At 41.2% G+C, this 21,760-nt stretch carries 24 protein-coding genes and 1 tRNA gene; 12 read left to right on the top strand and 13 right to left on the bottom strand.

The window, feature by feature from the left end; translation table 11 throughout:
• Positions 1 to 13 precede the first annotated feature (13 nt).
• On the bottom strand, positions 14 to 1,075 hold the full coding sequence (locus LEP1GSC195_RS07845) for a sensor domain-containing diguanylate cyclase (protein WP_015682282.1): 1,062 nt from the start codon (positions 1,073 to 1,075) through the stop codon (positions 14 to 16).
• Positions 1,076 to 1,242: 167 nt separating this feature from the next.
• Between LEP1GSC195_RS07845 and LEP1GSC195_RS07850 the strand changes: the two genes are divergently transcribed.
• A tRNA-Met gene (locus tag LEP1GSC195_RS07850) sits at positions 1,243 to 1,315 on the top strand.
• A 6-nt stretch (positions 1,316 to 1,321) separates the two neighbouring features.
• On the opposite strand, the gene proC is transcribed toward LEP1GSC195_RS07850, so the two are convergent.
• Genes proC through LEP1GSC195_RS07865 form a run of 3 tightly spaced genes read right to left on the bottom strand, consistent with a single transcriptional unit; the run spans position 1,322 to position 3,601 of the window.
• A complete protein-coding gene (gene proC, locus LEP1GSC195_RS07855) occupies positions 1,322 to 2,113 on the bottom strand; it encodes a pyrroline-5-carboxylate reductase (RefSeq protein WP_015681049.1) in 792 nt (263 codons plus the stop codon).
• A complete protein-coding gene (locus LEP1GSC195_RS07860; protein ID WP_015681550.1) occupies positions 2,094 to 2,792 on the bottom strand; it encodes a YggS family pyridoxal phosphate-dependent enzyme in 699 nt (232 codons plus the stop codon). The genes proC and LEP1GSC195_RS07860 overlap by 20 nt, the downstream gene beginning before the upstream one ends.
• A 2-nt stretch (positions 2,793 to 2,794) precedes the next feature.
• Positions 2,795 to 3,601, bottom strand: a complete 807-nt coding sequence (locus tag LEP1GSC195_RS07865; protein WP_015682054.1) for a hypothetical protein — start codon at positions 3,599 to 3,601, stop codon at positions 2,795 to 2,797.
• Between the two features lie 69 nt (positions 3,602 to 3,670).
• Here LEP1GSC195_RS07865 and LEP1GSC195_RS07870 point away from each other — a divergent pair, with 69 nt between their 5' ends.
• The 3 genes from LEP1GSC195_RS07870 to nadE are packed head-to-tail and all read left to right on the top strand — an operon-like array spanning position 3,671 to position 7,622.
• The gene (locus LEP1GSC195_RS07870) at positions 3,671 to 4,420 is read left to right on the top strand and encodes a flagellar filament outer layer protein FlaA (protein WP_015682602.1); all 750 of its coding nucleotides are present in this window, start codon (positions 3,671 to 3,673) and stop codon (positions 4,418 to 4,420) included.
• Positions 4,421 to 5,698: a 3-deoxy-D-manno-octulosonic acid transferase gene (locus LEP1GSC195_RS07875; protein ID WP_015680750.1), complete on the top strand. Its 1,278-nt coding sequence runs from the start codon at positions 4,421 to 4,423 to the stop codon at positions 5,696 to 5,698.
• The gene (gene nadE, locus LEP1GSC195_RS07880) at positions 5,685 to 7,622 is read left to right on the top strand and encodes an NAD(+) synthase (RefSeq protein ID WP_015681732.1); all 1,938 of its coding nucleotides are present in this window, start codon (positions 5,685 to 5,687) and stop codon (positions 7,620 to 7,622) included. The genes LEP1GSC195_RS07875 and nadE overlap by 14 nt, the downstream gene beginning before the upstream one ends.
• On the opposite strand, the gene LEP1GSC195_RS07885 is transcribed toward nadE, so the two are convergent.
• Positions 7,619 to 8,314 carry an LIC_20245 family lipoprotein gene (locus LEP1GSC195_RS07885; protein ID WP_015681288.1) on the bottom strand — a complete coding sequence of 232 codons (696 nt, stop codon included), beginning with the start codon at positions 8,312 to 8,314 and terminating at the stop codon, positions 7,619 to 7,621. The two genes, nadE and LEP1GSC195_RS07885, sit on opposite strands and share 4 nt — an antisense overlap.
• Positions 8,315 to 8,356: 42 nt before the next feature.
• Between LEP1GSC195_RS07885 and LEP1GSC195_RS07890 the strand changes: the two genes are divergently transcribed.
• The 7 genes from LEP1GSC195_RS07890 (at position 8,357) to LEP1GSC195_RS07920 (ending at position 13,564) form a co-directional block, all read left to right on the top strand.
• Complete coding sequence (locus tag LEP1GSC195_RS07890; RefSeq protein ID WP_015681697.1) at positions 8,357 to 9,094, top strand: LIC11073 family putative lipoprotein; 738 nt, start codon at positions 8,357 to 8,359, stop codon at positions 9,092 to 9,094.
• On the top strand, positions 9,084 to 9,806 hold the full coding sequence (gene rsmI / locus LEP1GSC195_RS07895; RefSeq protein WP_015682390.1) for a 16S rRNA (cytidine(1402)-2'-O)-methyltransferase: 723 nt from the start codon (positions 9,084 to 9,086) through the stop codon (positions 9,804 to 9,806). The genes LEP1GSC195_RS07890 and rsmI overlap by 11 nt, the downstream gene beginning before the upstream one ends.
• Before the next feature lie 21 nt (positions 9,807 to 9,827).
• Positions 9,828 to 10,154 carry a flagellar biosynthesis anti-sigma factor FlgM gene (locus LEP1GSC195_RS07900; RefSeq protein ID WP_002973649.1) on the top strand — a complete coding sequence of 109 codons (327 nt, stop codon included), beginning with the start codon at positions 9,828 to 9,830 and terminating at the stop codon, positions 10,152 to 10,154.
• Between the two features lie 83 nt (positions 10,155 to 10,237).
• Complete coding sequence (locus LEP1GSC195_RS07905; protein ID WP_002974314.1) at positions 10,238 to 11,404, top strand: iron-containing alcohol dehydrogenase; 1,167 nt, start codon at positions 10,238 to 10,240, stop codon at positions 11,402 to 11,404.
• A 6-nt stretch (positions 11,405 to 11,410) separates the two neighbouring features.
• A complete protein-coding gene (locus LEP1GSC195_RS07910) occupies positions 11,411 to 11,656 on the top strand; it encodes a hypothetical protein (protein WP_015680818.1) in 246 nt (81 codons plus the stop codon).
• Positions 11,653 to 12,831, top strand: a complete 1,179-nt coding sequence (locus tag LEP1GSC195_RS07915) for a FliG C-terminal domain-containing protein (protein ID WP_015681378.1) — start codon at positions 11,653 to 11,655, stop codon at positions 12,829 to 12,831. Before LEP1GSC195_RS07910 ends, LEP1GSC195_RS07915 begins: the two co-directional genes overlap by 4 nt.
• Positions 12,832 to 12,892: 61 nt before the next feature.
• Positions 12,893 to 13,564, top strand: a complete 672-nt coding sequence (locus tag LEP1GSC195_RS07920; protein ID WP_015681121.1) for a hypothetical protein — start codon at positions 12,893 to 12,895, stop codon at positions 13,562 to 13,564.
• A 27-nt stretch (positions 13,565 to 13,591) separates the two neighbouring features.
• Here the strand turns inward: LEP1GSC195_RS07920 and glpK are convergent, their stop codons facing one another.
• Positions 13,592 to 15,088 carry a glycerol kinase GlpK gene (glpK, locus tag LEP1GSC195_RS07925; RefSeq protein ID WP_015682681.1) on the bottom strand — a complete coding sequence of 499 codons (1,497 nt, stop codon included), beginning with the start codon at positions 15,086 to 15,088 and terminating at the stop codon, positions 13,592 to 13,594.
• Between the two features lies 1 nt (position 15,089).
• Positions 15,090 to 16,046, bottom strand: a complete 957-nt coding sequence (locus tag LEP1GSC195_RS07930; RefSeq protein ID WP_015682430.1) for an MBL fold metallo-hydrolase — start codon at positions 16,044 to 16,046, stop codon at positions 15,090 to 15,092.
• Positions 16,047 to 16,131: 85 nt separating this feature from the next.
• On the opposite strand from LEP1GSC195_RS07930, the gene LEP1GSC195_RS07935 reads away from it, so the two are divergent.
• Complete coding sequence (locus LEP1GSC195_RS07935; protein WP_040507014.1) at positions 16,132 to 16,449, top strand: STAS domain-containing protein; 318 nt, start codon at positions 16,132 to 16,134, stop codon at positions 16,447 to 16,449.
• Here the strand turns inward: LEP1GSC195_RS07935 and LEP1GSC195_RS07940 are convergent.
• Genes LEP1GSC195_RS07940 through LEP1GSC195_RS07965 form a run of 6 tightly spaced genes read right to left on the bottom strand, consistent with a single transcriptional unit; the run spans position 16,446 to position 21,756 of the window.
• The gene (locus LEP1GSC195_RS07940; RefSeq protein ID WP_015680610.1) at positions 16,446 to 17,201 is read right to left on the bottom strand and encodes a CDP-alcohol phosphatidyltransferase family protein; all 756 of its coding nucleotides are present in this window, start codon (positions 17,199 to 17,201) and stop codon (positions 16,446 to 16,448) included. The two genes, LEP1GSC195_RS07935 and LEP1GSC195_RS07940, sit on opposite strands and share 4 nt — an antisense overlap.
• Positions 17,198 to 18,223 (bottom strand): tRNA (adenosine(37)-N6)-threonylcarbamoyltransferase complex transferase subunit TsaD, encoded by a 1,026-nt coding sequence (tsaD, locus tag LEP1GSC195_RS07945; protein WP_015681539.1) that lies wholly within the window; start codon positions 18,221 to 18,223, stop codon positions 17,198 to 17,200. Before tsaD ends, LEP1GSC195_RS07940 begins: the two co-directional genes overlap by 4 nt.
• Positions 18,223 to 19,587 (bottom strand): S41 family peptidase, encoded by a 1,365-nt coding sequence (locus LEP1GSC195_RS07950; protein WP_040507016.1) that lies wholly within the window; start codon positions 19,585 to 19,587, stop codon positions 18,223 to 18,225. Before LEP1GSC195_RS07950 ends, tsaD begins: the two co-directional genes overlap by 1 nt.
• A 1-nt stretch (position 19,588) precedes the next feature.
• Positions 19,589 to 19,879, bottom strand: a complete 291-nt coding sequence (locus LEP1GSC195_RS07955) for an LA_1448 family UV-C exposure upregulated protein (protein ID WP_051122379.1) — start codon at positions 19,877 to 19,879, stop codon at positions 19,589 to 19,591.
• 36 nt (positions 19,880 to 19,915) lie between these two features.
• Positions 19,916 to 20,524: a transcriptional repressor LexA gene (gene lexA / locus LEP1GSC195_RS07960; RefSeq protein WP_002981304.1), complete on the bottom strand. Its 609-nt coding sequence runs from the start codon at positions 20,522 to 20,524 to the stop codon at positions 19,916 to 19,918.
• Positions 20,525 to 20,574: 50 nt separating this feature from the next.
• Positions 20,575 to 21,756 (bottom strand): efflux RND transporter periplasmic adaptor subunit, encoded by a 1,182-nt coding sequence (locus tag LEP1GSC195_RS07965; protein ID WP_015682422.1) that lies wholly within the window; start codon positions 21,754 to 21,756, stop codon positions 20,575 to 20,577.
• Positions 21,757 to 21,760 lie beyond the last annotated feature (4 nt).

A 21,760-nucleotide genomic window follows, 5' to 3' on the forward strand; every position in this document is an offset into this window, starting at 1 on the left:
ATCGGCAAATTTCCTAATCTTTATAACAAATTGTGCGGTTTCTACCAGAATGTTTTGCCTGGTACAAGGCTTTGTCGGCCCTTTCGATCAGATCTTTGTTGTTGCGGTCGGTGGTGCGAAAACTGGATACACCCACAGACAAAGTGACCTTAAGGTCTGTTCCATCATTGGGATTTTTGACAACCATGGATTCGACAGCCTTTCGGATCTCTTCTCCCTTCACCATCGCCTCTTCTTCCGAAGCACCAGGCATGACCAAACAAAACTCTTCCCCACCGTATCTTGCAGGTATGTGATGGCGCTGGGCTGCATTGATCACTTGTTTTGCGACTTCAATGAGAACCACATCCCCCGCTTGGTGACCATAGGTATCATTAAAACTTTTGAAATGATCCACGTCGGTAAAAAGCAAACATAACTGAGTTCCTTTTTTACGGCAACGATCCATTTCTTCTTTGAGTTTGGTTTGGAAGTAATGATGAATTTTAAGGCCTGTCATCATATCAACAGTTGCCAACTCATACAAACGAGCGTTATCTACGGCAATCCCTGCGAGGTTCGCAAGGGTGGTCATAAATTCTTTTTCGTCTTCCAAAAACTCTTCGGAAGTCATTTTGTCACCAAGGACAAGTAACCCATTCACCTTTCCCTTAGCATTGAGTGGAACCAGAATCTCGGCTCCCATCTTACGAAGGTAAGTAATGTCAGGAATCGACTTTAAAGAATCCATAAGTAGGATCTGGTCCATGGTGATGGCTTTGGGTTTTTCTTCAAAATAATGGATGAGAGGGCTATCGATTTTGATTTCGTAGTTTTGTTCTTCCACACTTAACTCGAAACCTTTGATGGACTGGGGTTCAAGTTTGAATAAACCTAAGTCAATTTCTGGCTCTAAGTACATGGCTGCATGGAGAGTCTGTAACTGCGCCAAACAAATGTTAAGAATAGCATCAATTAAATATTTATAGTCTAACGTGGAATTCAGGGCACGAGAGATTTCCAGTAGTTGTTTTTGGTCGTAGATTTTTTTTTCGTAATGCTCAAAAACGATATCAGTGTTTTCTTTAAAAGACAAAACGCACCGCCAGAATTCTGTATAAGATAGGAATCATTCGTCTTTTTTGACTACTGTAAAGTAAGATTTTGGCGGAAATCGATAAATTTACCATTGGGAGAAAATAGCAAAGTTTTCATAATGTTTACGTTGACAATTTACCAATCTTTAAAATAATGGTTTTATACCGCGCGGTGGAGCAGCTGGTAGCTCGTTGGGCTCATAACCCAAAGGCCACAGGTTCGAATCCTGTCCGCGCAACCGTTATTATCCTTTCCCTAATTCCTTACTTCTCTCCGTCGCTCGTTTGATTGCATCTCTTACGGCGGTTGAGAATCCTCCCCTTTCCAAAGCATCTAAACCATGAATGGTAGTTCCTCCGGGAGAAGTCACCCAGTTTCGCACTTCCATCGGATGAAGGTGGTTATCTTCCTTACGTAATGTTCTAAAATACACGAGAGTTCCTTCGATAGTTTCCATTGCCAAGGACAAAGACTCCTCGTAACTCAAACCCTCTTGTAACCCCCCTTCCGCCATTGCTTGCAAAAAGGTTAATACATAAGCTGGCCCAGAACCAGAAAGACCTGTGACCGCATCCATTAACGATTCTTTTGTCACCCGAATGGTTGTACCCATTCCGTAAAACAATCGTTCTACGTTTGGAGCAGCAGTATCTTCACAAAAGTACGCTAAGGCTCCTCGTTCAGAAACCAGTGGTAGGTTTGGCATCACTCGCACAGATTGAGATCCTTTGGGAACGGCTTCTGTAATTTGCGAAAAAGAAATTCCGGCCGCAATCGAAACAAAAGTAGATGGTTTGGAAAATTCTTTTAGCACAGGAACAACCAGGTTCGGCTTTACTGCGATGACGATCACCTCGGCCTCTTTACTGATGACCTCAAGTGTATTTACGAGGTTCACACCAGCCACAGGAGATTCCTTTAGGTTCGGGTCAAATCCGTAAACCTTAGTTCCTTTTTTCACAAGCGCTGCTGCAATCGCCGTCCCCATCTTTCCTAGTCCCACAATTCCTACAGTTTCAAATGGATTCCGTTGCATAGTCCCTCTCTCCAAAAATCTTTGATCCGATCCGCAAATAATCGGATCCTAACTCAGCTGCAAGTTCATAATCACCACTCATTCCCATGGAAAGTTTTTTATCAGGAAAATAAGTATCTCGTAATTCTGCCAGGAGCGAAAAAACTTCCCTGGTTTCCGCCAAATCTCCTGTAGACGGTCCCATTCCCATAAACCCCTCCCAAATACAAAATTCGTTTTGGTAACCTGAGAGAGTATCTTTCATTGTACGTAAAGTTTCAAAACCCATTCCATGTTTTGTGTTTTCTTCGGTGAGATTGGTCTGGATAAAATAACGAATGAGTTTTTTTTCCTTTTCGGCACGTTTTAGAAGTTCCTTTAAAGTAGAGATACTTCCTACTCCATGTGTATGGGAAAAAAAACCAAATAACTTTCGTAAGGTTCCGGATTGGACAGGACCAATATGGTGTAAATGAACGGTCGTGGCAGATTCGGGAAACTCTTCTCGGAGTTTTGTGAATTTAGAAATGGCTTCGGGAATGTAGTTTTCCCCAAACTCACGAATTCCCTGTAAATAGGCCTCTTTCAGCACTTCATAGGGTTTGGTTTTGGAAACAGCAATGATTTGGTGAGATCTCTTCGGATATAAATCTTTCAGAGAGTTTTGAATGGAAAAATACAAAGAACCGTAATCGGACACGATTACTTAGCTAACGCTTTTTCTAAAGACTCAATGCGACGTTCGATCTCCACAAAGCGTTTTTCATTTCGATCGTTTTGCGTAGAAAGTTTTTGTTCCACGGTGCGCATCCGAACTTCCATGGTGGAAGATCCCGTTTCCTCATAGTGATTCTTTTGCGACTTTTGGGAATAGGATGATTTTTTTGATTTAGTTCCTTGTCTCTTATCCGTAGCAGAACTAGATTTTTTTGAACGACTTTGTTGTGTTAAGACCTTAGAAGTTTTAGAAACTCTCGACTCTGATTTTTTAGTTTGTTTTACAGAGTCTTTTGTATCGACTTTCGGTTGTTTTGTGGAGGAAGTGGTGTCCACTCCTTCGGAGATTTGGTCTTCTTTCGAAGATGGTTTCTTTGTTTTTTTAGTTTCTTCTTTGGGAGTAAAAGACTCTTCCACTTGGTCCAACTTATCTTGCAAACGAGAAGAAGGATCTGTCTTTTCTTTGGATTTAGTGGAAGCGGCGACAGACACAGAACGTGGACGTTCTGGATCAGGTTCCATATCGTCCAAGCTAGGCAATTCGGGAAGTTTAGAGCGATCCTCTGCTGACTCTTTGCCATCATTTTTGGCAAAGTCTTCTTTGGGTGCGGGGATCTGGGGGGATTCTCTTTCAATTTCCCGATCCACCATCTCCACATCTCGGTTTTTTCCGATGGTTTGGAGCTTTTGGTAAATTTCGTTTCTATAGATAAATGCAAAAATGAACGATGAAAGAAGTAGGACCACTAGAATGGCAGTTGTGAGTATTTTCAAATTGTCGCGGCGGCCCATGACGTGCGGATTCCTTTCCTTTGATAAGAATAGAGTACACGTTTTTGGTCTTTCGAAAAGTGAGAAATCATGAAAACTGCAAAAAAAATCACATTCTCTTTGGGTTTCCTACTCATGATTTCCAGTCTTTTGTCTCTTCCGAGGCCCCATGATCCTGACGAAGCCGGCCGAGTCCAAATTTTAAAATCTGCCCTCACCATAGATTCTAGTTACCGTCTTTTCCTTGTGGAAGATTTTGAAGGAGAAAGGCCTTGGGATTTTTACCGGGTGGATTCCTTTTTGGCAGTGACTCAGTTTGCTGCTTCCGTTCCGAAATCCGAAGCATTTATGCAAGAAACAAATATCCTAAAAGAATCGGGTTATACAAACCTCCAAAACCAAACCAGTTTCCTTTTGCAAAGTTATGTAGAAAATCCCAGGCTTGACCACTGGGAGGTGAGGCCCAAAGAACCCATCCTTCTTCCACTCGGAATGCCCATCCAAGGAATCCTTTGGGTGTATTCAGAAGGTCATCATATCAATTTGAGTATGGGGCTTTCTCAAAAAAAATCCAAGGATTTGTATTTTGATTTGGGCACTTTGAATTTTGTGGGATGGAGACGATTGGAATTTACGATCAGCCTTCCCAAAGAAAACACAAGGCTCATCCAATCCATGTCTTTCCCTATATCCTTTTCTTCGTTTCGATTGAAGAGTTTAACCTCACAAAAGAAAGGAGAGTTTCATTTATACTTTGACAATTTGAGTTTTGTCATTGATAAAAGAACTTTCATCTACCCTGGTTCGGAAGTAAACGATACCTGGGGTAAAAAACGCTAAATGGTATATTTTTTTTACAACATCCTTACCTTCATAGTTTTCTTTGTTTTAAAATTTCTTTCCTTATTCGTAAAACCGGTTCGCAAAGAATTAGAAAAAAGAGAACGGTCTCTAAACAAAATCTTTTCGAAAACGGCAGAGGGGAAATTTGTGGTTTGGCTCCATGCGGCAAGTGTGGGAGAACTAGACCAAGCACGAGCTCTTACAGAAACCATTCGTAAAAAACATAAAAATGTTTTCATCCTCCAATCAGTTTTTTCCTCTTCCGTGAAAGAAACATCCTTCCAAGATCCCTTGGCCGATTTGTATTTTTATCTTCCTTTAGACCTGCCTCATGCTTATGACCAAATTTTTACTCATTTTAAACCCCAAGTTCTACTCGTGATGGCTTGGGATACTTGGCCGAATCTTTTAAAGAGGACATCGCACTTCAAAACCAAGTCTTATCTTGCCTGCGCGAGTTTGTCTTCCCAGTCTTCAAGGAAAAATCCTCTGATCCAATCTTTGACAAAAGCCTCTTTCCAATACCTATCTGGAATTTATCCAAGCCATGAATTGATGGCAAAAGAGTTTACTGGCCTTGTTTCTGAAAAAACAGACTTCTCAGTGTTAGGGGATACAAGATTTGAATCGGTTCTTGGAAAGTTGGAAACTAAATCCCCAAATCCCAGCTTTACCGAATTTGTTTCTGACCAAAAAGAATTCTTAAACAAAAACAAACCCATCATCCTAGGCTCCACTTACGGGGTCTGTGAAGATCGGTTTACAGCTTATTTGAAAACACATAAAGATGATGCCTACTATTGGATCTTTCCTCATAAATGGGAAAGTGATCGAATGGAGGTTTGGATCCCGACTTTAAAACAGTATGGAACCGTAGGAGTTTTTTCCAAACTAGAGAAAGGCGAAGTTTTACCCAAATTCCTTCTCTTTGATCTTATGGGAATCCTTGCTTTTGCCTATCAGTATGGAAGTTTTGCTTATGTGGGAGGAGCCTTTACGCACCGCGTTCACAATACCATTGAACCCGCTGCCCTGGGTTTACCTGTGATCACTGGCCCAAAAATCTCCAATGCACCCGAAGCCATCGTTATGCAAGAATTAGGTGGACTTTTTAAAACCGAAAACGAATCCGAATTTGTCCAACAATTTGCACTTTTAGTCAAAGACAAAACCCTCAGAGAAAAGATGGGAAAAGGAAATCGAAACTTTGTTGTAGAAAATAGAGGTGCGTCGGAAAAGATTTATAACCGAGTTTTCTCTAATGCCCAAAATTAAAATTGCCGCCGTTACCCTGAATACAACTCCCCTAGACTTTCTTGGGAACTATGAATCCATATCTGAGGCAATCGGCAGTAAAGAATCCAAAAATGCAGACTGTATTCTTTTTCCCGAACTTTGTATTTCTGGGTATGGGTGTGAAGATGCATTTTACAAACCTTTTGTTTGGACTCGCTCCGAAGAAATCATAAAAGAACTAAAAACACTAACACCAAACCAAATAGTCATGGTGGGCCTTCCTGTTTTTGTGGATTCATTTTTATACAATTGTATGGCTGTGCTTTATGGCGGTAAGGTGGTAGCCATTGTTCCTAAACTAAATTTAGCAAACACGGGTGTACACTATGAACGAAGATGGTTTCATTCTGAGTCAGAATTTCTAAATAAAACCATAACCTTTGCCGGCGGACAAGTTCCCTTTGGACATTTTATCTTTCAGGCGCAAAACTGGAATTTTGGATTAGAAATTTGTGAAGACAGTTGGTCAGTTCAAAAACCAGCAACTGCTTATAGCCTACAAGGAATTGATGTATTGTTTTCACCGGGGGCATCTCATTTTGCAATGGGAAAACAAAACATCCGCCGTCAGATTTTTAAGGAATCAAGTAGGAACCAGTGCAACTTACAGGTGTTTACCAATCTGACAGGAAATGAATCAGGAAGGATCATCTTTGAAGGTGGGGCTATTTTTGCCTCTCTTGGCAACTTAGTAAAAGAAGGTCCAAGACTTGCCTTCTCTCCCTTTCAAATAACCACCTACTCTTTTGATCCGATGGAGATCCGTGCGGCGAAAGCTCGCTCCTTTCGAGACCCGAAACCAAAAATTCCAACGAATGAGATTTCTAAAATCCAACTCGATTCGATTGCAAATGAAAAAGAATCCTATGTTTTTTCTGTCCTAGACAAACGCATAGAAATAGAGAAAGAAGAGAGTTCAAATTCCCTTCATCTTTCTACCTTTGAAGAATTCACAAAGGCAGTTTCCCTCGGACTCTTTGATTATTTAAGAAAATCCAAAACAAAAGGATTTACTCTTTCCCTTTCGGGTGGAGCTGATAGTGCCACTTGTGCCCTTCTTGTCACAGCCATGAAAGAGATTGCCAAAAGGGAAAATGGTGATTCCATTTTTTCCTCTTTAGGAATTGAGGAAAAAAAACTACTCGTTACCATCTACCAAAAAACAGAAAACAATTCCACTCTGACAGAAGAAATAGCAAAGACCCTTGCCAAAGAACTGGATTGTCAATTTTATTCCATCGCCATTGACAGCGCCGTCGAAACATCTGTGGAACTGATAGAATCGGTTCTTGGCAAAACATTGAATTGGAAAGAACATGACCTACCTTTACAAAATATCCAAGCAAGAGTTCGTTCTCCACTCGTTTGGTTACTTGCCAATATCAATGGACATTTACTTTTATCGACGGGAAACAGAAGTGAGGCCGCGGTTGGTTATACCACCATGGATGGTGATTCTTCTGGATCGATTGCTCCGCTAGCAGGCGTTAGTAAGGAATTCTTGCTGGACTGGTTGGATGATATCCAAAATGGGAATAACAGATTCATTTTACCGAAAGATTCCATTCGAACCTTACGAAATACCAAACCCACAGCAGAATTAAAACCTCTCTCGGAACATCAAGAAGATGAAAAAGACTTAATGCCCTATCCGATCTTACAATCGATCGAAAAAAAACTGGTATTTTTAGCACTTGGTGATTTGGACTGTTTGGAAAGTTTAAAACAAGAATTTCCTTGGGAGACTACGGACAACCTTTCAGCATATCTAAAGAAATTTAAGAAATTATTTATGACATCACAATGGAAACGAGAGAGGCTTCCTCCCTCGTTCCATTTGGATGAGTATGGCCTGGATCCAAAATCTAGTTACCGCTATCCCATCCTATCCAAAGAAAGTTAATTCGAAGAAGGAAGTCCTGCTTTTTCTAAAGCATTTGCTGCTTCTTTTTCGGTTTGTTCGTTTTGAAATTGAATATTCTTCAGAATTTCTTGGAACTTTTTATCCATCTCCGGGTCGTCCCCACCTTGTGTTTCAATCAAGTAATTGATAATTTCCAATCTATCTTTTCCTTGTTTTCGCACATGGTTATAATAGAGAGAAACGTCTGTGGCGTTGGGGGCACCACCAAACACAGAGTTTGTGGCTCTTGATAATTTTTGATTGAATTCAGACTGTTTTTTTTTCTCTTCCGCAGTCAGTCGTTTCGGAATCAAATCATTATCAGGAAATTGTTCCCTAAGTTCTTCAAATGCCTGCATGGCCTCTGGAGGATAAGGTTTGCCTGTTTGCGGATTAATGGGAATTTCACCAGATTCCGAATTCGCAAGAGTGCCATCTTCTTCATAACGCATACCACCTGCATTGTAGTAGTCGGAATCAAAGATGGAACCGGCGTCTTCGCCTCGCACCCCCAAACGGTTGGTTCCCTTAGGATTGTTCGATCCTCCCCCAAAAAGGGCAAGGGCCTGAGAACTTCTTTCTTTTTTACGGCGGACTTCTTCCTCATCATCCCCACCCGTTACGAGTAAAATGAGAAAAAAAAGCCCAATCATTGAAATGGACACAAAGAGTATTTTTTTTTGGATTCCCATAGATTGAATTCCTGAAAACTTGGAAGGGAAACGAGAAATAGAATGCGTTTTCCCTCTTTACATCCAATTTACTTAGTCTGCATATCTTTTCTCTCTTTTTTTCAATGCGGGATCAATACAGATACACCTGTAGCTCCGTTTATATTCCTGGTCCCTCCCAGTGTCCCACAAATCCTTTCAGTGGTCGCAGTCAATAGCAACCTGACTAATGACTTTAAGTCGGAACTTGTACAGTCTCTTGATCCAAGACCAGAATACGTGCTTCGTTATTTTGTGACCAACAGGGAACCCCAATTTCAAGGTTATAATCTCTACGTGACAACGGCCTTTCCTGGGGTCATCCAAACCATCCAAGGGGAATGGCTGGAAGATGGGGTCCAACCAAGTTTTCCACACCTTCCCTACCAAGCTTCCACGGAATCATCGAAGATTGTGACAAAACGAATTCGGTTTGCCGTTCCCCCTCCGGGTGCAGAATTCTTTCAGAAATGCCAAATCTATAATTTTACCCTTCGTTCGATGCTGACGGGTGGACTGATTTCCAATCCATCCACCCCCACTAGTACCTGCGCCATTCCGAATAAGGTAAACGACATCCAAACCAATTGCCCTGTCGGGAAAGGATGTAATACCACCATTTGTGCGAACGCCGCTTGTGGCACACCCACGGCTTGTGCTCTAGGAACTGCTTGTAACCCCTGTACGAAAGGTGACAACGACCTCGGTTGTACTTGTCCCGCAGGTGCAAATCCCCCAGGATGCCAGTACATTGGCCCATAAACGCGAACCCGGCTCTCTCTATGTTGTTGCCACTCCTATAGGAAATTTGGGAGATGTGACCTTACGGGCTCTTGAAATTTTCAAAGAAGTGGACCTTATCCTTTGTGAATCCGCAAAAGAAACTCGCTCCCTATTATCTCGACTAGAAATCTCAACGCCAGTCCTTGCTCTCTACAAAGACAGCTCCGAATCTCCCTACTCGAGTATCCTGGAACAACTTGCTGCTGGTAAGTCCATGGCCCTCGTTTCGGACGCAGGTACCCCGGGAGTCTCCGACCCAGGAAGCCAGATGGTTCGCACGGCTAGGGAAAAAGGATTTCGGATTGTACCGATTCCTGGTGCTTCCGCCTTAACCGCATTACTTTCCGTTTCCGGTTTTCAGGTCAATCCCACGTATTTTTTGGGTTTCCTCTCTGAAAAACCGAGTAAAAAACACCGAGAATTAGAAAGAGCCTCTGAAATCGACGGACTCGTGGTTTTCTACGAATCGGTTCATAAACTTCCGAGGCTCTACCCTATGCTAGTAGAACTTTTTCCAGAAACGGAAGTGCTTGTGGGAAGGGAGTTGACAAAGACCTTCGAAGAGGTACTTTACTACGCAAATCCTAGGGATCTGCTAGCAAAACCGCCCAACGCCAAAGGCGAGTTTGTTTTTCTCTTAAATCATCGAAAAAAAACACTTAAGGGAAATTCAGATTCCACCGATATGTGATGTAGGAAGAGGACTAAATATATGAACGTCGACAAAGTAGGACGAGTTGGTGGTTACGGGTACGAACCAAAAAAACCACAAGGGCCAAGAGAAACGGAAGCACAAGCTCCGGTAGACACCATCTCTATCTCTGATGCTGCCAAAAAAATTGCATCGGAAGCGAAGCTCCAAGCTGAAGTAAAACAAATCGCAAAACAAATTGTACAAGCTCCTCCAGAAGAAGATCGTACAGAAAAAATCAAAGCGATCAAAGAACGATTGAAAAACGGCGACTATGACAACCTCTCCACAGAGATGTTGGATAAAATCTCCGACCAAATCGCGTCAACTTTCCTCGGACAGCAGTAAAAAGGACGGGTGGTGAGGGATCCTTTTTTATTGTCCTCTCCGGGGATTTCTCTCAGTCCGTATATTCATAATTAGGGGATCGTATGCCAGTACTCCCCGAATGGATTAATTTTCAATTTCCTCCTAAAATTCACTTCGAAATCGACTGTGGATACAAACTCGGGTCTTTTGTAAAAAACATTGGATCTCGAGTGGTTCTGATTACCACACAGAAAGAACTAGAAAACGCCGAAGAACTCTCCATCATCAAAACCAGCCTCGAAAAACACGCCGAAGGTGTGATCATCTATGATGATATTGTGGATCGGGTTCATTTTAAGGATTTAGATTCCTGTGCCCACTTCCTTCGAATTTCCAATGCAGATTGTGTTGTTGCTTATGGTTCCTTTGAATCAGTAAACGCAGGTAAGGCGGCTTCTCTACTAGCAACAAACGATTTGTTTGCTGAAGAATTATTAATTGGGAAAAAACAACCAAAGAAAAAAGGTCTCCCACTCATTGTAGTTCCTACAAAACCTCTACTCGGTAACGAATGTTCTCCCTTCTTTTCGATTGTAGATGATAAAGATAAAAACAGAAAGTATTTCGCACACGAGTGGGCTTTCCCAGAACTTATTGTTTCCGACCCCAAAATTGGTGCGGGTATGTCTAGCTCCGAAACAGCAAAAACAGGAATCTCCATTCTATCTGCCGCTGTGGATAGTATCCTTTCTAAATATGCCAACGAAATCACATCTTCCACAGCTTTAAGAGCCATTGAACTTATCTCGAAAAACATTGTACCCGCCATTCGGGAACCGAGAAACCTAGGACCGAAAAACTCCATTTATGCGGCAAGTTTACTTGCAGGCATTGCGCAGTCGACAAGTAGCCTTGGACTTTGTTATGCCTTGTCATTGGCAGTTACCACAGTTACCAATTTAGATATCTTTCAAAGTATGTCGATCCTCCTCCCCCACGTAATGGAATACAACCTAACCTCCTCTGCAGGTAAGTATGTAATGATTGCACGAGCTCTTGATGAAGACGTGACCAATATCTCCGTCATTGAAGCTGCGATCAAAGCCGTGGAAGGGATTCGTAAAATCTATTTAGAACTTCGAATTCCGCAAAGGTTGTCCGAATACGAAGTGAAAAAAATCGATCTACCGGGGATTGCAACACTTGCGGCAACTTACTCGTTTCTTGATTGTCTTCCCAGAGAACTCCCCAAAAATGAAATCGAAACCATCCTTGTGGCTGCGTTTTAGGTTCCCTTGATCCAACTGACGGAATTTGAAAAAAAACTATTAGAAACCTTCGTCTTAAGTGACCGAGATGCCAGACGATTGCAAAGAGTCATCCAAGACCTTTCAATTGTTGTGGGGATGGAACACGAAGAGATCTATGACTTCATGCGTTTTGGAGTCGAAAATGAGTTGGAAATTTTAAAATCTGATTATAATTGGGAGCACTTTAGAATCAGAATTCAGAAAAAACTGAAAAAATCCCCTCCCCTTTGATATACAGACAAGGAAACAATTACCATTTTTTCTTAAGCACTGCGGACTCTGTAGCCAGATTCCAAACATCCATCCAACCTTTCTATCCAGTCTTAAAAAATAAAATTGTAGAACTTCCGTCCGTCACTACAGACCCCATTCTCATTCCTCAGTTTCTCTACACTTTGCAATACAACAGGCAATCGTTCGAATCAAAACCTGTGATTACACCAACTTACCGAGGAAACACGGAGCCTCTAAAAGATTCCGAAACCAAACCAAAGCCTGGATTTGGACCCCTCATTATAGAAATTGGTGGGAGGAGGAATTCTCCCTCCCCACTCTTTCGCACAAAACGAGACAAGTTCCAATCGGCGAAGTATCTCTCCCTTAGAGACATCATCAATCCTGAGCTCTCGGAAACCATGGTGCGTGAAAAAATTGAAACTCTTTACTTCGATGCCAAAAGTAAAACTTATCTCTTTCGACTGGTATCCATTCTTTTTTCAGGAACTCCACGGGAGGAAGAAACCATTGTATCCAATTTATTTCGTCATGAACCTGAATTTGCCAAATTCTTAAACAAACAGATGTTTACAGTAGAAATGATTCCTTTAATTCACGGACCATTTTTACAAGAAATCCTAAGAAGCCATGACGAAAGGTATATCAAATCTATTTTGCCAAAACTTTCTAAACCTGTAATGGATGTAATTCGGTCTTCCCTTTCCAAAAACAAAATGAAACATATTTTGGAAGGCCCATCAGGGAAACCACCGGAAGGTGAGGATTTAGTTACTGTCATTGAAACGGAACTATACAAACGATTTGCAAGAAATGTATACTACGAAGAAGGTTCTATCTTTACCTATAGAGAAAAAGGAGAAGAGGAATTCAAAGAAGAAATTCCTTTTACAAACGCAGAAAAAATCAATTTTTTTACGTTTGGTAATTCTCTTAGTTTCTATGGGAAAACCGAAAGGAAACTTTTTTTTAAAACCAATGATTGGATGGATGTCCTACGATTTGATTTCTTTTTATCCAGAAAAGAAATTGAAACTTCTGAGTTTCATAGACTCCCTCCCGATTTATTAATAGAGATTCCTTACTATGCAACTGGGATCTTTCTTGTTGGTGCTGGCATAACAAAAGAAAGAAGACCTTTTGAATTTTCCCTTCTTTGGTTTGATTACTAAAGTAGATTGCAGAAAGGTTTTTTCACTAGACTTGCGATTCTTTTTTCTCTAAATTAAAAACATGGTACAAATCAAAAATAATAACTCATTTTGGAAGGGATTCCCTTTTTTAATCGCTAGTTTGTTATTTGCCACTTATTACATTCTTTTGTATTTGGTACCTTCCCCACCAAGCGACTCCTCTCTATTAAATGAATGGATTACGAAATGGAAAACCTATCTACAAATCGCCGATGAGATTTTAATTTTTGCCACTCTCTCTTTACTTCCGTCCATTTATAGTTTAGCAAACCCAAAGAAAGAAAACGAGTCACCAGCGGCTTTATTTGCCTCTGGTTTGTTTTTTTTGCTTGTGGTTCCCATGTTTGTACTTGTGGATTTACTTCTTGGTCGGCTCGTGTATCCTGTAAATGTTTACCCTCTCACAGTTGATACTATAGTTTTCCTCTTGAGTTTGATCACAGGAACCTTACATATGATTTCCCTTGTTTTGGCCTTAGCGATTCTATTGTATGGTATTTCGTTTCGAAGTAAAACTGGGGGTGGTTTGGTTTTGTCATTGGGAATCCTTGTTTTTGGATTCCAAATCATTGCAAGTTACCCCTGGCTCCTTTCGCCAAGGGTTCTCCTTTTTTGCCAACTGAGTTTTCCGATTTGGTTATTTTCTACCGGATTCTATTCTGTAAAAAACGAAAACAGATCTTCCAAAAAGAATCAAACCGAACTCAGCTAACAGTCATTAAGCTGAGTTTCTGTTGGTTTAGTTTCCCGTTTTTACTCGAGCGATGGCCCAGTTCCATTTATCAATTTCTTCTTTGCGTTCACTCTCTTTCATCTTAGGAACAAACTGAGTGGTTTTTTGTTCTTCTTTACGAAGGCTAGCCACCGATTTAAAAAATCCTCTTTCAAGTCCCGCAAGGTAAGCCGCACCCAGAACCGTAGTGTCTACGTTACTGGGTCGAATGACTTTTGTTCCTAGAATGTCTGCTTGGAATTGCATAAGCCATGCGTTGGAAGTGGCACCTCCGTCAACTCGTAAGAATTTCAAAGGTTTGCCTGTTTCTTTTTCCATCGCATTGGCAAGTTCATAGGATTGTAAGGCAATGGCCTTGAGAGCGGCCCTTGTAATCTGGGCAGCTGTTGTGTCGCGAGAAAGTCCAAAGATAGCACCACGTGCCTCCTGATCCCAATGAGGCGCACCAAGACCAGCAAAAGCAGGAACAAAAACAAGATCATCTTTTGTTTTGATGGCTTTGACTAGTTTTTCGGAATCTTTAGAATATTCGAAAAACTCTAGATTGTCCCGGAGGAACTGAACTACAGCCCCACCGATAAATACCGATCCTTCTAAACAATAAACTGTTTTTCCCTCTGGACCTAACGCAAGTGTGGTGATGAGTCCTTGGTTCGAAATTCTAAATTCATCACCCACATTGAAGAGTAAAAAACATCCAGTTCCATAGGTATTTTTGGCTTCGCCGGGTTCTGTACAAAGTTGGCCAAAAAGTGCCCCTTGTTGGTCTCCCACAAGAGATGAAATCGGAATTCCATCAGGAAGAGATTTTACATTGGAAGTAAATCCAAATAAATTTTTGGAATTGAATGCCTTAGGCAACATAGACATAGGAACTCGTAAAATATCACAAAGTTCTTCATCCCATTCTTTGGTTTGGATATTAAAAAGCAATGTGCGCGAAGCATTAGTATGGTCTGTTTTGTGTTCTTTATGACCGGTGAGTTTGTACAGAAGCCAAGTGTCGATGGTTCCAAATAACAATTCTCCCTTCTCTGCTTTGGCCCTGGCCCCTTTGACATTATCTAGAATCCATTGAATTTTAGTTCCTGAAAAATAGGCATCCAAAACAAGCCCTGTTTTATTGCGAAAGTTAGAATCTAGGCTTTGTTTTTTTAATTCCTTACAAATATCAGAAGTTCGGCGGCATTGCCATACGATGGCATTGTACACTGGTTTGCCGGTCTTTTTATCCCAAACAACAGAAGTCTCCCTTTGGTTTGTAATTCCAATTGCAACTGCATCTTTTGGATTTAGCTTCCCATTTTTAATGGCGGCCCCAATCAGTTTCTGAGTTTTTGCCCATATCTCTTCTGGGTCATGTTCCACCCAACCTGGTTTGGGATAGTATTGTTTGAATTCTTGGTAAGCAGAAGAAATTACTTTTCCTTTGTCGTTAAAACAAAAGGTACGTATTCCTGTAGTACCTGCATCAATCCCAATGATATAACTTTTTTTTGCCATATTAAACCTCTATTTCCAAACCTTCATAAGCCATAATGATTTCTAATTTTCCATGGGGATCAAACATCTCTTTGTATTTAAGAGCACGCAAATATACCAAATCCAACTTTTCATCGTCATAAGATGGATCGTGATGAAACATCACTAGTTTTTTTACTTTAGCACGAAGAGCAATGTCTGTGGCAATGGATGCCGAACTATGACCCCAGTCAATTTTTTGTAAAGAATCTTCGAAAGTGTATTGTGTATCAAAAACAAGTACATCGGCATCCCGGAAATAATCGATATAGGTATCAATATTTTCCATCTCTTCTAAATTGAATTCAGCATCAGATGCAAAGATGATGGCCTTTCCTTCTTCCATAAACCGGTAAGAAAAACTTCCTCCCGGATGGCGCACCGATTTACTAAAAGCATGGATATGGGGTCCAAGAGAAATGGTTTCGCCTTCTTCTAAGTATTGGAAGGTTTTTTTTGCAGCGTAATGATCAAAGGAAACTGGAAAATGTGTAAATACAAATTGGTGTTCCAATCTTTTTTCTGCATCATTCATACAAGAAATAAATTCGAAATGATTTCCTGGCAAAAAGAGAGGAACAAAAAAAGGAATTCCCTGGATGTGATCCCAATGTGTATGAGTCAAAATCCAATAGGCATGGCCAGCACCCTTTCCAAAATCGGAGGCCATCATTTGGTTTCCGAGTTCCCTAAGGCCTGTGCCGCCATCGATGATGATTAGGTTTCCGTCTTTGTCACGGATTTCGACACAAGTCGTATTACCACCGTAAGTTGATGAGGAAGAAAAACTTAAAGAATCTAGAAAACTATGGATACTCTGTTCGTTTTGAATGTCTGTGGGACTTGCCAAAGAAAGAATTTTTTCGATTTTATGTTTAACACTTTCAGGCCGAATGGGTGAACCAATAGAACCACGGACACCCCAAAACTTGATTTTCATTGCTCTTTTTCTAGAGTCCTTTTTTGAAAAATCAAACGTTTTTTGATTGTATTTGGTTCTTTCAGATGATGTCGTAACCGAAGTTATGTTTCAGTATGAAATCAAACGAGAAAATGAAAAGGCAATAGTCCTTTTGAATGGGTCCTTGTCCCTTCGAGATACTCCTAAATTTCGCACGGACTTAAAGACATTGATTGATACACCAGAAATTCTAGAACTGGTTTTAGACTTTAAAAACTTGAGTTACCTCGATTCTTCCGGAATCGGAATCCTACTGCATTCTTATAGTTGGACAAAGGAAAAAAAGAAACAGGTTCGTATCATCCATCTCTCTGCTGAAGTACGAACCATATTTACCGTAGCCAATCTACTGGATATTTTCCATCTAAAAGAGACAAATTAAACTCGATAGTCTTGGATGGTTTGGATGAGAAAGGATACAATTCCAGAAAATACATAAAACCCCACTGCACCATACATCACATAAGGCCAACGGTAAAATCCAATCGCCAATAACAAAAGACCAAGACCCACAATACTGATTCCTAATTTTTTCCAAGAAAAAAGTCCTCGGATCGCCACTTGTGGTTTGCTGTATCTTAAAGTCGAAACCATTAGAAGAGCCGTGATCACAAAAAATAAAACAGCAGTCCAAACCGGAACCTGAGATACAGAGAATACCAAAGGAAAAATTCCAATCACGACCCCCGCAACAGGGGAAGGAAGTCCGTTAAAAGACTTAGGATCATGGGCTACGTTAAACCGAGCCAACCTATAAGCCGCACAGATCGGATATAAAGCAGCAATGAACATACCTAAGGGAAAGTAGTCCGGTTTGTCAAAGATATCCAATTTGATATCGTAGAAGAACATTTTGTACGACAAAAATCCGGGAGCAATTCCGAAAGTGGTGAGGTCGGCTAAACTATCTAAGTCAGCACCAAGTTCACTTGTACAGTTAAGAGCACGAGCAGCCATTCCGTCAAACCCATCGAATAACGCAGCTAAGATGATAAACACTCCCGCAAGTGTATAAAGTTCATGGGAATTTGTATGGGACGGATTTGTTTCTGCAACAAGGAGCATAGAAACAAACCCTAAGGTTAAGTTTCCGAGAGTAAGGGTGTTTGGAATCCAGGTAAGTTTTAGTTTCATATTATTTGTTCAAAGTTTCGCTTGGGGCTTACCTTAAAGTCGAGCCCCACAAAAGATTTTTGTTTCCAAAGGTGGTATCCAAGACATGCCACCATCGCTCCGTTATCTGTGCAGTAAATTTTTTTGCCAGGATAAAATAGGTCAAATTTTGATCTTTCTTTTTCGGCTTCCAAACTTTCCCGGAGCTTCCCGTTGGCTAGCACCCCACCGGCCGCAACCACTGTTCGGATTCCAGTTTTGGCGATGGCTTTGCGGATATTGCGAGTGACTAGTTCAAAGGCTGTCTTTTGGAAGAAGTAGGAAATTTTTTCCACAGGAGGAAATTCGGAGTTGGCCCTCAGGTAGTAAAGAACGGCAGTTTTTAGTCCGCTATAGGAAAACCGAATCCGATCTTCCCCGTCTTCTTTTAAAAGTTTCGGAAAAGGATTCACCTCCCCCTTTTCCACTTGGTAGGCATTGGCCTTGGCTTCCAAGTAGGGCCCACCGGGATACGGAAGATTTAGAACCGCACTCACTTTATCAAAAGCTTCCCCAAGCGAATCGTCCTGTGTGTCCGCAAGGATCTGCAAATCGCCAAACCCCTTGTAGAGATAGATGGAGGAATTTCCCCCCGAAAGAAGAACCCCAAGCCAAGGGAAAGGTGGAAGATCTCTTTCTAAACCAATCACAGCTAAATGCGCTTCGAGGTGGTTCACGGCCACAATAGGAATCTGATGAACGAGAGAGATACAACGGGCCAATTGTGCTCCAATCATAAGAGAACCAACTAACCCAGGATAACTGGTAACAGCCACGTAATCCAAATCTGAATAATTGATCCCTGCCTCTTCCATAGAAACAGCGAGGAGAGAGTTGATTTTTTCTAAATGGGCTCTGGAGGCAATCTCTGGAACCACACCACGGTAAGGAGAATGCGAATCGATTTGGCTATAAATTTTTAAAGAAAGAAGGTCCTTACCATCAGAAACGATGGCAACGGAGGTTTCATCACAGCTAGATTCGATTCCTAACCCGTAGGTCATTACTTCAAAACACGGATGGCTTCGGTTAGCTGAGTGTCCAAATCCAACCTTGGTTTTGCACTGGAAGAACCGGCTCTCATTTCATTGAATAAAAAAATGCGAGTGACCGAATCCGAAATCGTAAGATTTTCTTTTTTGAGTAGAGCAGAAAAATCCGCAAGAGCAGAGTCATTGTATTCTGGATGAGTTTCCAAAAAGGGACGAATCAAATTCTTTTTAAAAAGTTTTTCCAAAGCATACTTTTCATCTTCGCTGGCAGCAATCGGATTTACGATATAATCAGGTGTGATTCCTTTTCCATGAATGGAGACACCAGATGGTGTATAGTATTTTTGGATGGTGATGGCAACACCCGTTCCCCCCGAAAGAGGAAAAATAGACTGCACACTTCCCTTTCCAAAACTTTGGGTTCCGACTACCACAGCACGTTTGTTATCTTTTAACGCACCGGCTAAAATTTCAGAGGCACTGGCAGATCCCCCGTTTACCAAAATGGCAATGGGGATGTCTAAAAACTTTTTCTCTTTTTTATCTGCCTTATAACTTTTAACAAGAACACCACCCCTACCTTTCACTGATACAATCTCTGCCTCCGGTGGCAAAAAAAGATCCGCAAGATCAATGGCTAAATCCAAAAGCCCACCGGGATTCATTCGCAGATCGATCACCAGTTTTTTGGCACCGGCTTCCTTCATCGCGGTAACAGCTGCCGCAAATTCTTTAGCGGTGGTTTCTTTTCCCATAAACTGCACGAGTTTGATATAACCAGTTTCTGTTTCTGGAAGATAATGGGACCTTACATAACGAATTTGAATGAGTTCTCTGACTAAATTTACTACAAAAGGATCTTTGATTCCTTTTCTTTCGATCTTCATTGAGATAGAGGAGCCCACTTCTCCTCGCATCATGGCGATGGATTCCGATAGGGAAACAGACTTTGTACTTTTTCCGTTGATCTCGGTGATTTTGTCTTGGGGTTGGAGACCCGCCTTCCAAGCAGGAGTTCCTTCGATGGGAGCCACAATGATAAATGCATTTTCTTGAAAACTGATCTCCACACCGATTCCGCCGAAACTTCCTTTGGTTTCATTTTGTAATTCACCAAATTCATCAGTATCTAAAAATCTTGTGTGCGGATCACCTAAACTTTGTAAGGCTCCAAGGATTGCTCCCGTATAGATTTTTTTTTCATCTTGTGGGTCAACATAATCGTTTTCAATATAAGAAACCACTTCATGAAGAATCTGTAAGTATTTTTCCCCATCGGTGGAGATGGCTTTCACTTTCTCCGTACTAACAATGAAAACAAGGATCGCCAAACAGAAGGTTATACTTCCCCAAATCAGACGTTCTGATATTTTGATTTTATTCATTTCCATAAATTGACTCGTAGAGGGCTTTGTTTTCTTTTTTTAACATTTCTTTGGCTTCAGGGATGGACAATCGGTAGACTTCACATGCCTCTTCAAAAAGTGCAATGTCAGTGGGTGTTGGCCTTTTGGTATCTGCCATAAGACCGGTTTGGATCCGATTTTGTGCAAACCGTTCCAAGACACGTTTTAAATCATAGGCATCAATTTCTTGTTTTTTGGGAGCGCAAGAGAGGAGAAGGGAAAGGATAAGAAATGTTGGGAAAGAGAAGAGATGTTTCGACATCCCTTCTAAACTCACTCCCAACCAGGGTTTGGTCAATCAGTAAATGCGATAGAGTCCGATTAGTTTCCCAATTATCGTAGCCTTTTTGGTACGGATGGGTTTTAGTTTCACGTTCCTTGGTTCCAAACGGATCATATCTGGCTCCTTATAAAAAACCTTTAAAGTAGCCTCGTTTTCAATCATAGCGACAACGATCTCCCCATTCCTTGCTGTGTCTTTTTTTTGGATGATGGCAATGTCGCCGTCACTAATCCCAGCTTCCACCATGGAATCTCCCTTCACTCGTAAGGCGAAGGTGCCAGGTTTGGTTGCCAGGTCTTCTGGGACAGCAATGTATTCTTCGATATTTTCTTCAGCAAGGATGGGTGAACCCGCAGCTACTTGACCAAGGAGAGGGATACCAGAGGCGCGAACGAGAAGTGCTTCGTCCCCATTCCCTTTCAAGAGTTCGATAGCACGGCTTTGGTTTTTGGAAGTACGAATATAACCTTTTTTTTCGATGGCCTTAAGATGATCATAAGCACCCTTAGCCGTAATTCCAAACTGGTCCCCAATCTCACGGATGGTGGGTGGGAACCCCTTCTCGCGGACCGTGCCCGAAATGTATTGTAGGACAAATTCTTGTTTTTCCGTGAGGTCTTTCATACTAAACAGATAACTAGGAAATGGGCGTTATGTCAACAAAAAACTAGGCGTTATAACTTTAAATACTCGCTTTTCAAAACAAAACTTCCTTCTTCTACTATGGCTTCCCCTGATTCTACACCATTCGTAATCTCCACCCAATTGTCATAAGTTTTCCCCACTCCAATTTTTTTAGCAGAGAACGATCCGTCCCCATTACGAACAAAGATATAATTCTCCCCTTCGATTTTATGGATACATTCAGCCGGGATCACCTTCGCTTTGTTTACCGAAGATTCGACCATAGCACCAACGACGGTTGCTGTGACACTTTGTCCCGGGCGAAGCCTACCTTTCGAATTTCTAACTTCCAACCGTATCTCTGCTGTTTTCTTAATGGGATCAATCACATCTCCTACGTGAGATACCACAGCCTTTAAAGACTCATCTTTAGAACCAATCGGAATGACTTTAGCTTCGTTCCCTACGCGAATGGAGGCTAAATCTTTTTCGTATACTTCCAGATTGATCCAAAGGACACTTAAATCGGCAACAGTAAATAAATTATCCCGAGCATTAACCGCCTGACCAATGATAGCTTCTCTTTCCGTCACTGTTCCTGAAATGGGAGTTCTGATGTATAAGTTTTTGGAATTGTATTTTCCACCTTCAAGATTGGTAATTTCGGCATCATTAAGGCCTAAATTTTCCAAAGCATTTCTTGAGGTTTCCATTTCTGCTTTTACAGATTTATAATCCATAAGAGACATTTCATATTCTTTTGCAGACGTTACCTTTCTTTCATACAAATCTTTGGCTCTATCGGCTTGCACTTTCAGTGCCTCGAGTCTCGCCCTTGCTTTTAAATAATTGGCTTCTGTGGTTCCAAGTTCCACTGATTGGATGGAGGCAAGAGCTGTGCTTTTTTTTACGTGTTCCCCCTCCTTCACAAATACTTGTACAATTCGTCCGCTAACACGAGACCCTACTTTGGCCACACTATTCATATCATAAGAAACAGTTCCAGGAAGTTGGAGTTCTTCTTCCAGGGCTTTTTCTTCCAAGTAGACAATCGAAAACGGATGATTCTTTTGAATTTCTTGCGAGATCATGAACTTTGACTTATCATCAGTCAGTGCTTCTGTTTTTTTACCTGCACCAAAAAACTTGGAATACCCGAAGTATGCTACACTTGCAACAAGCACCAGTATACTTAAAGATCTAATATTCTTTAAATTGAATTCTGTTTTCATATAA

The organism is Leptospira wolbachii serovar Codice str. CDC (genome assembly GCF_000332515.2).
GTDB lineage: Bacteria > Spirochaetota > Leptospiria > Leptospirales > Leptospiraceae > Leptospira_A > Leptospira_A wolbachii.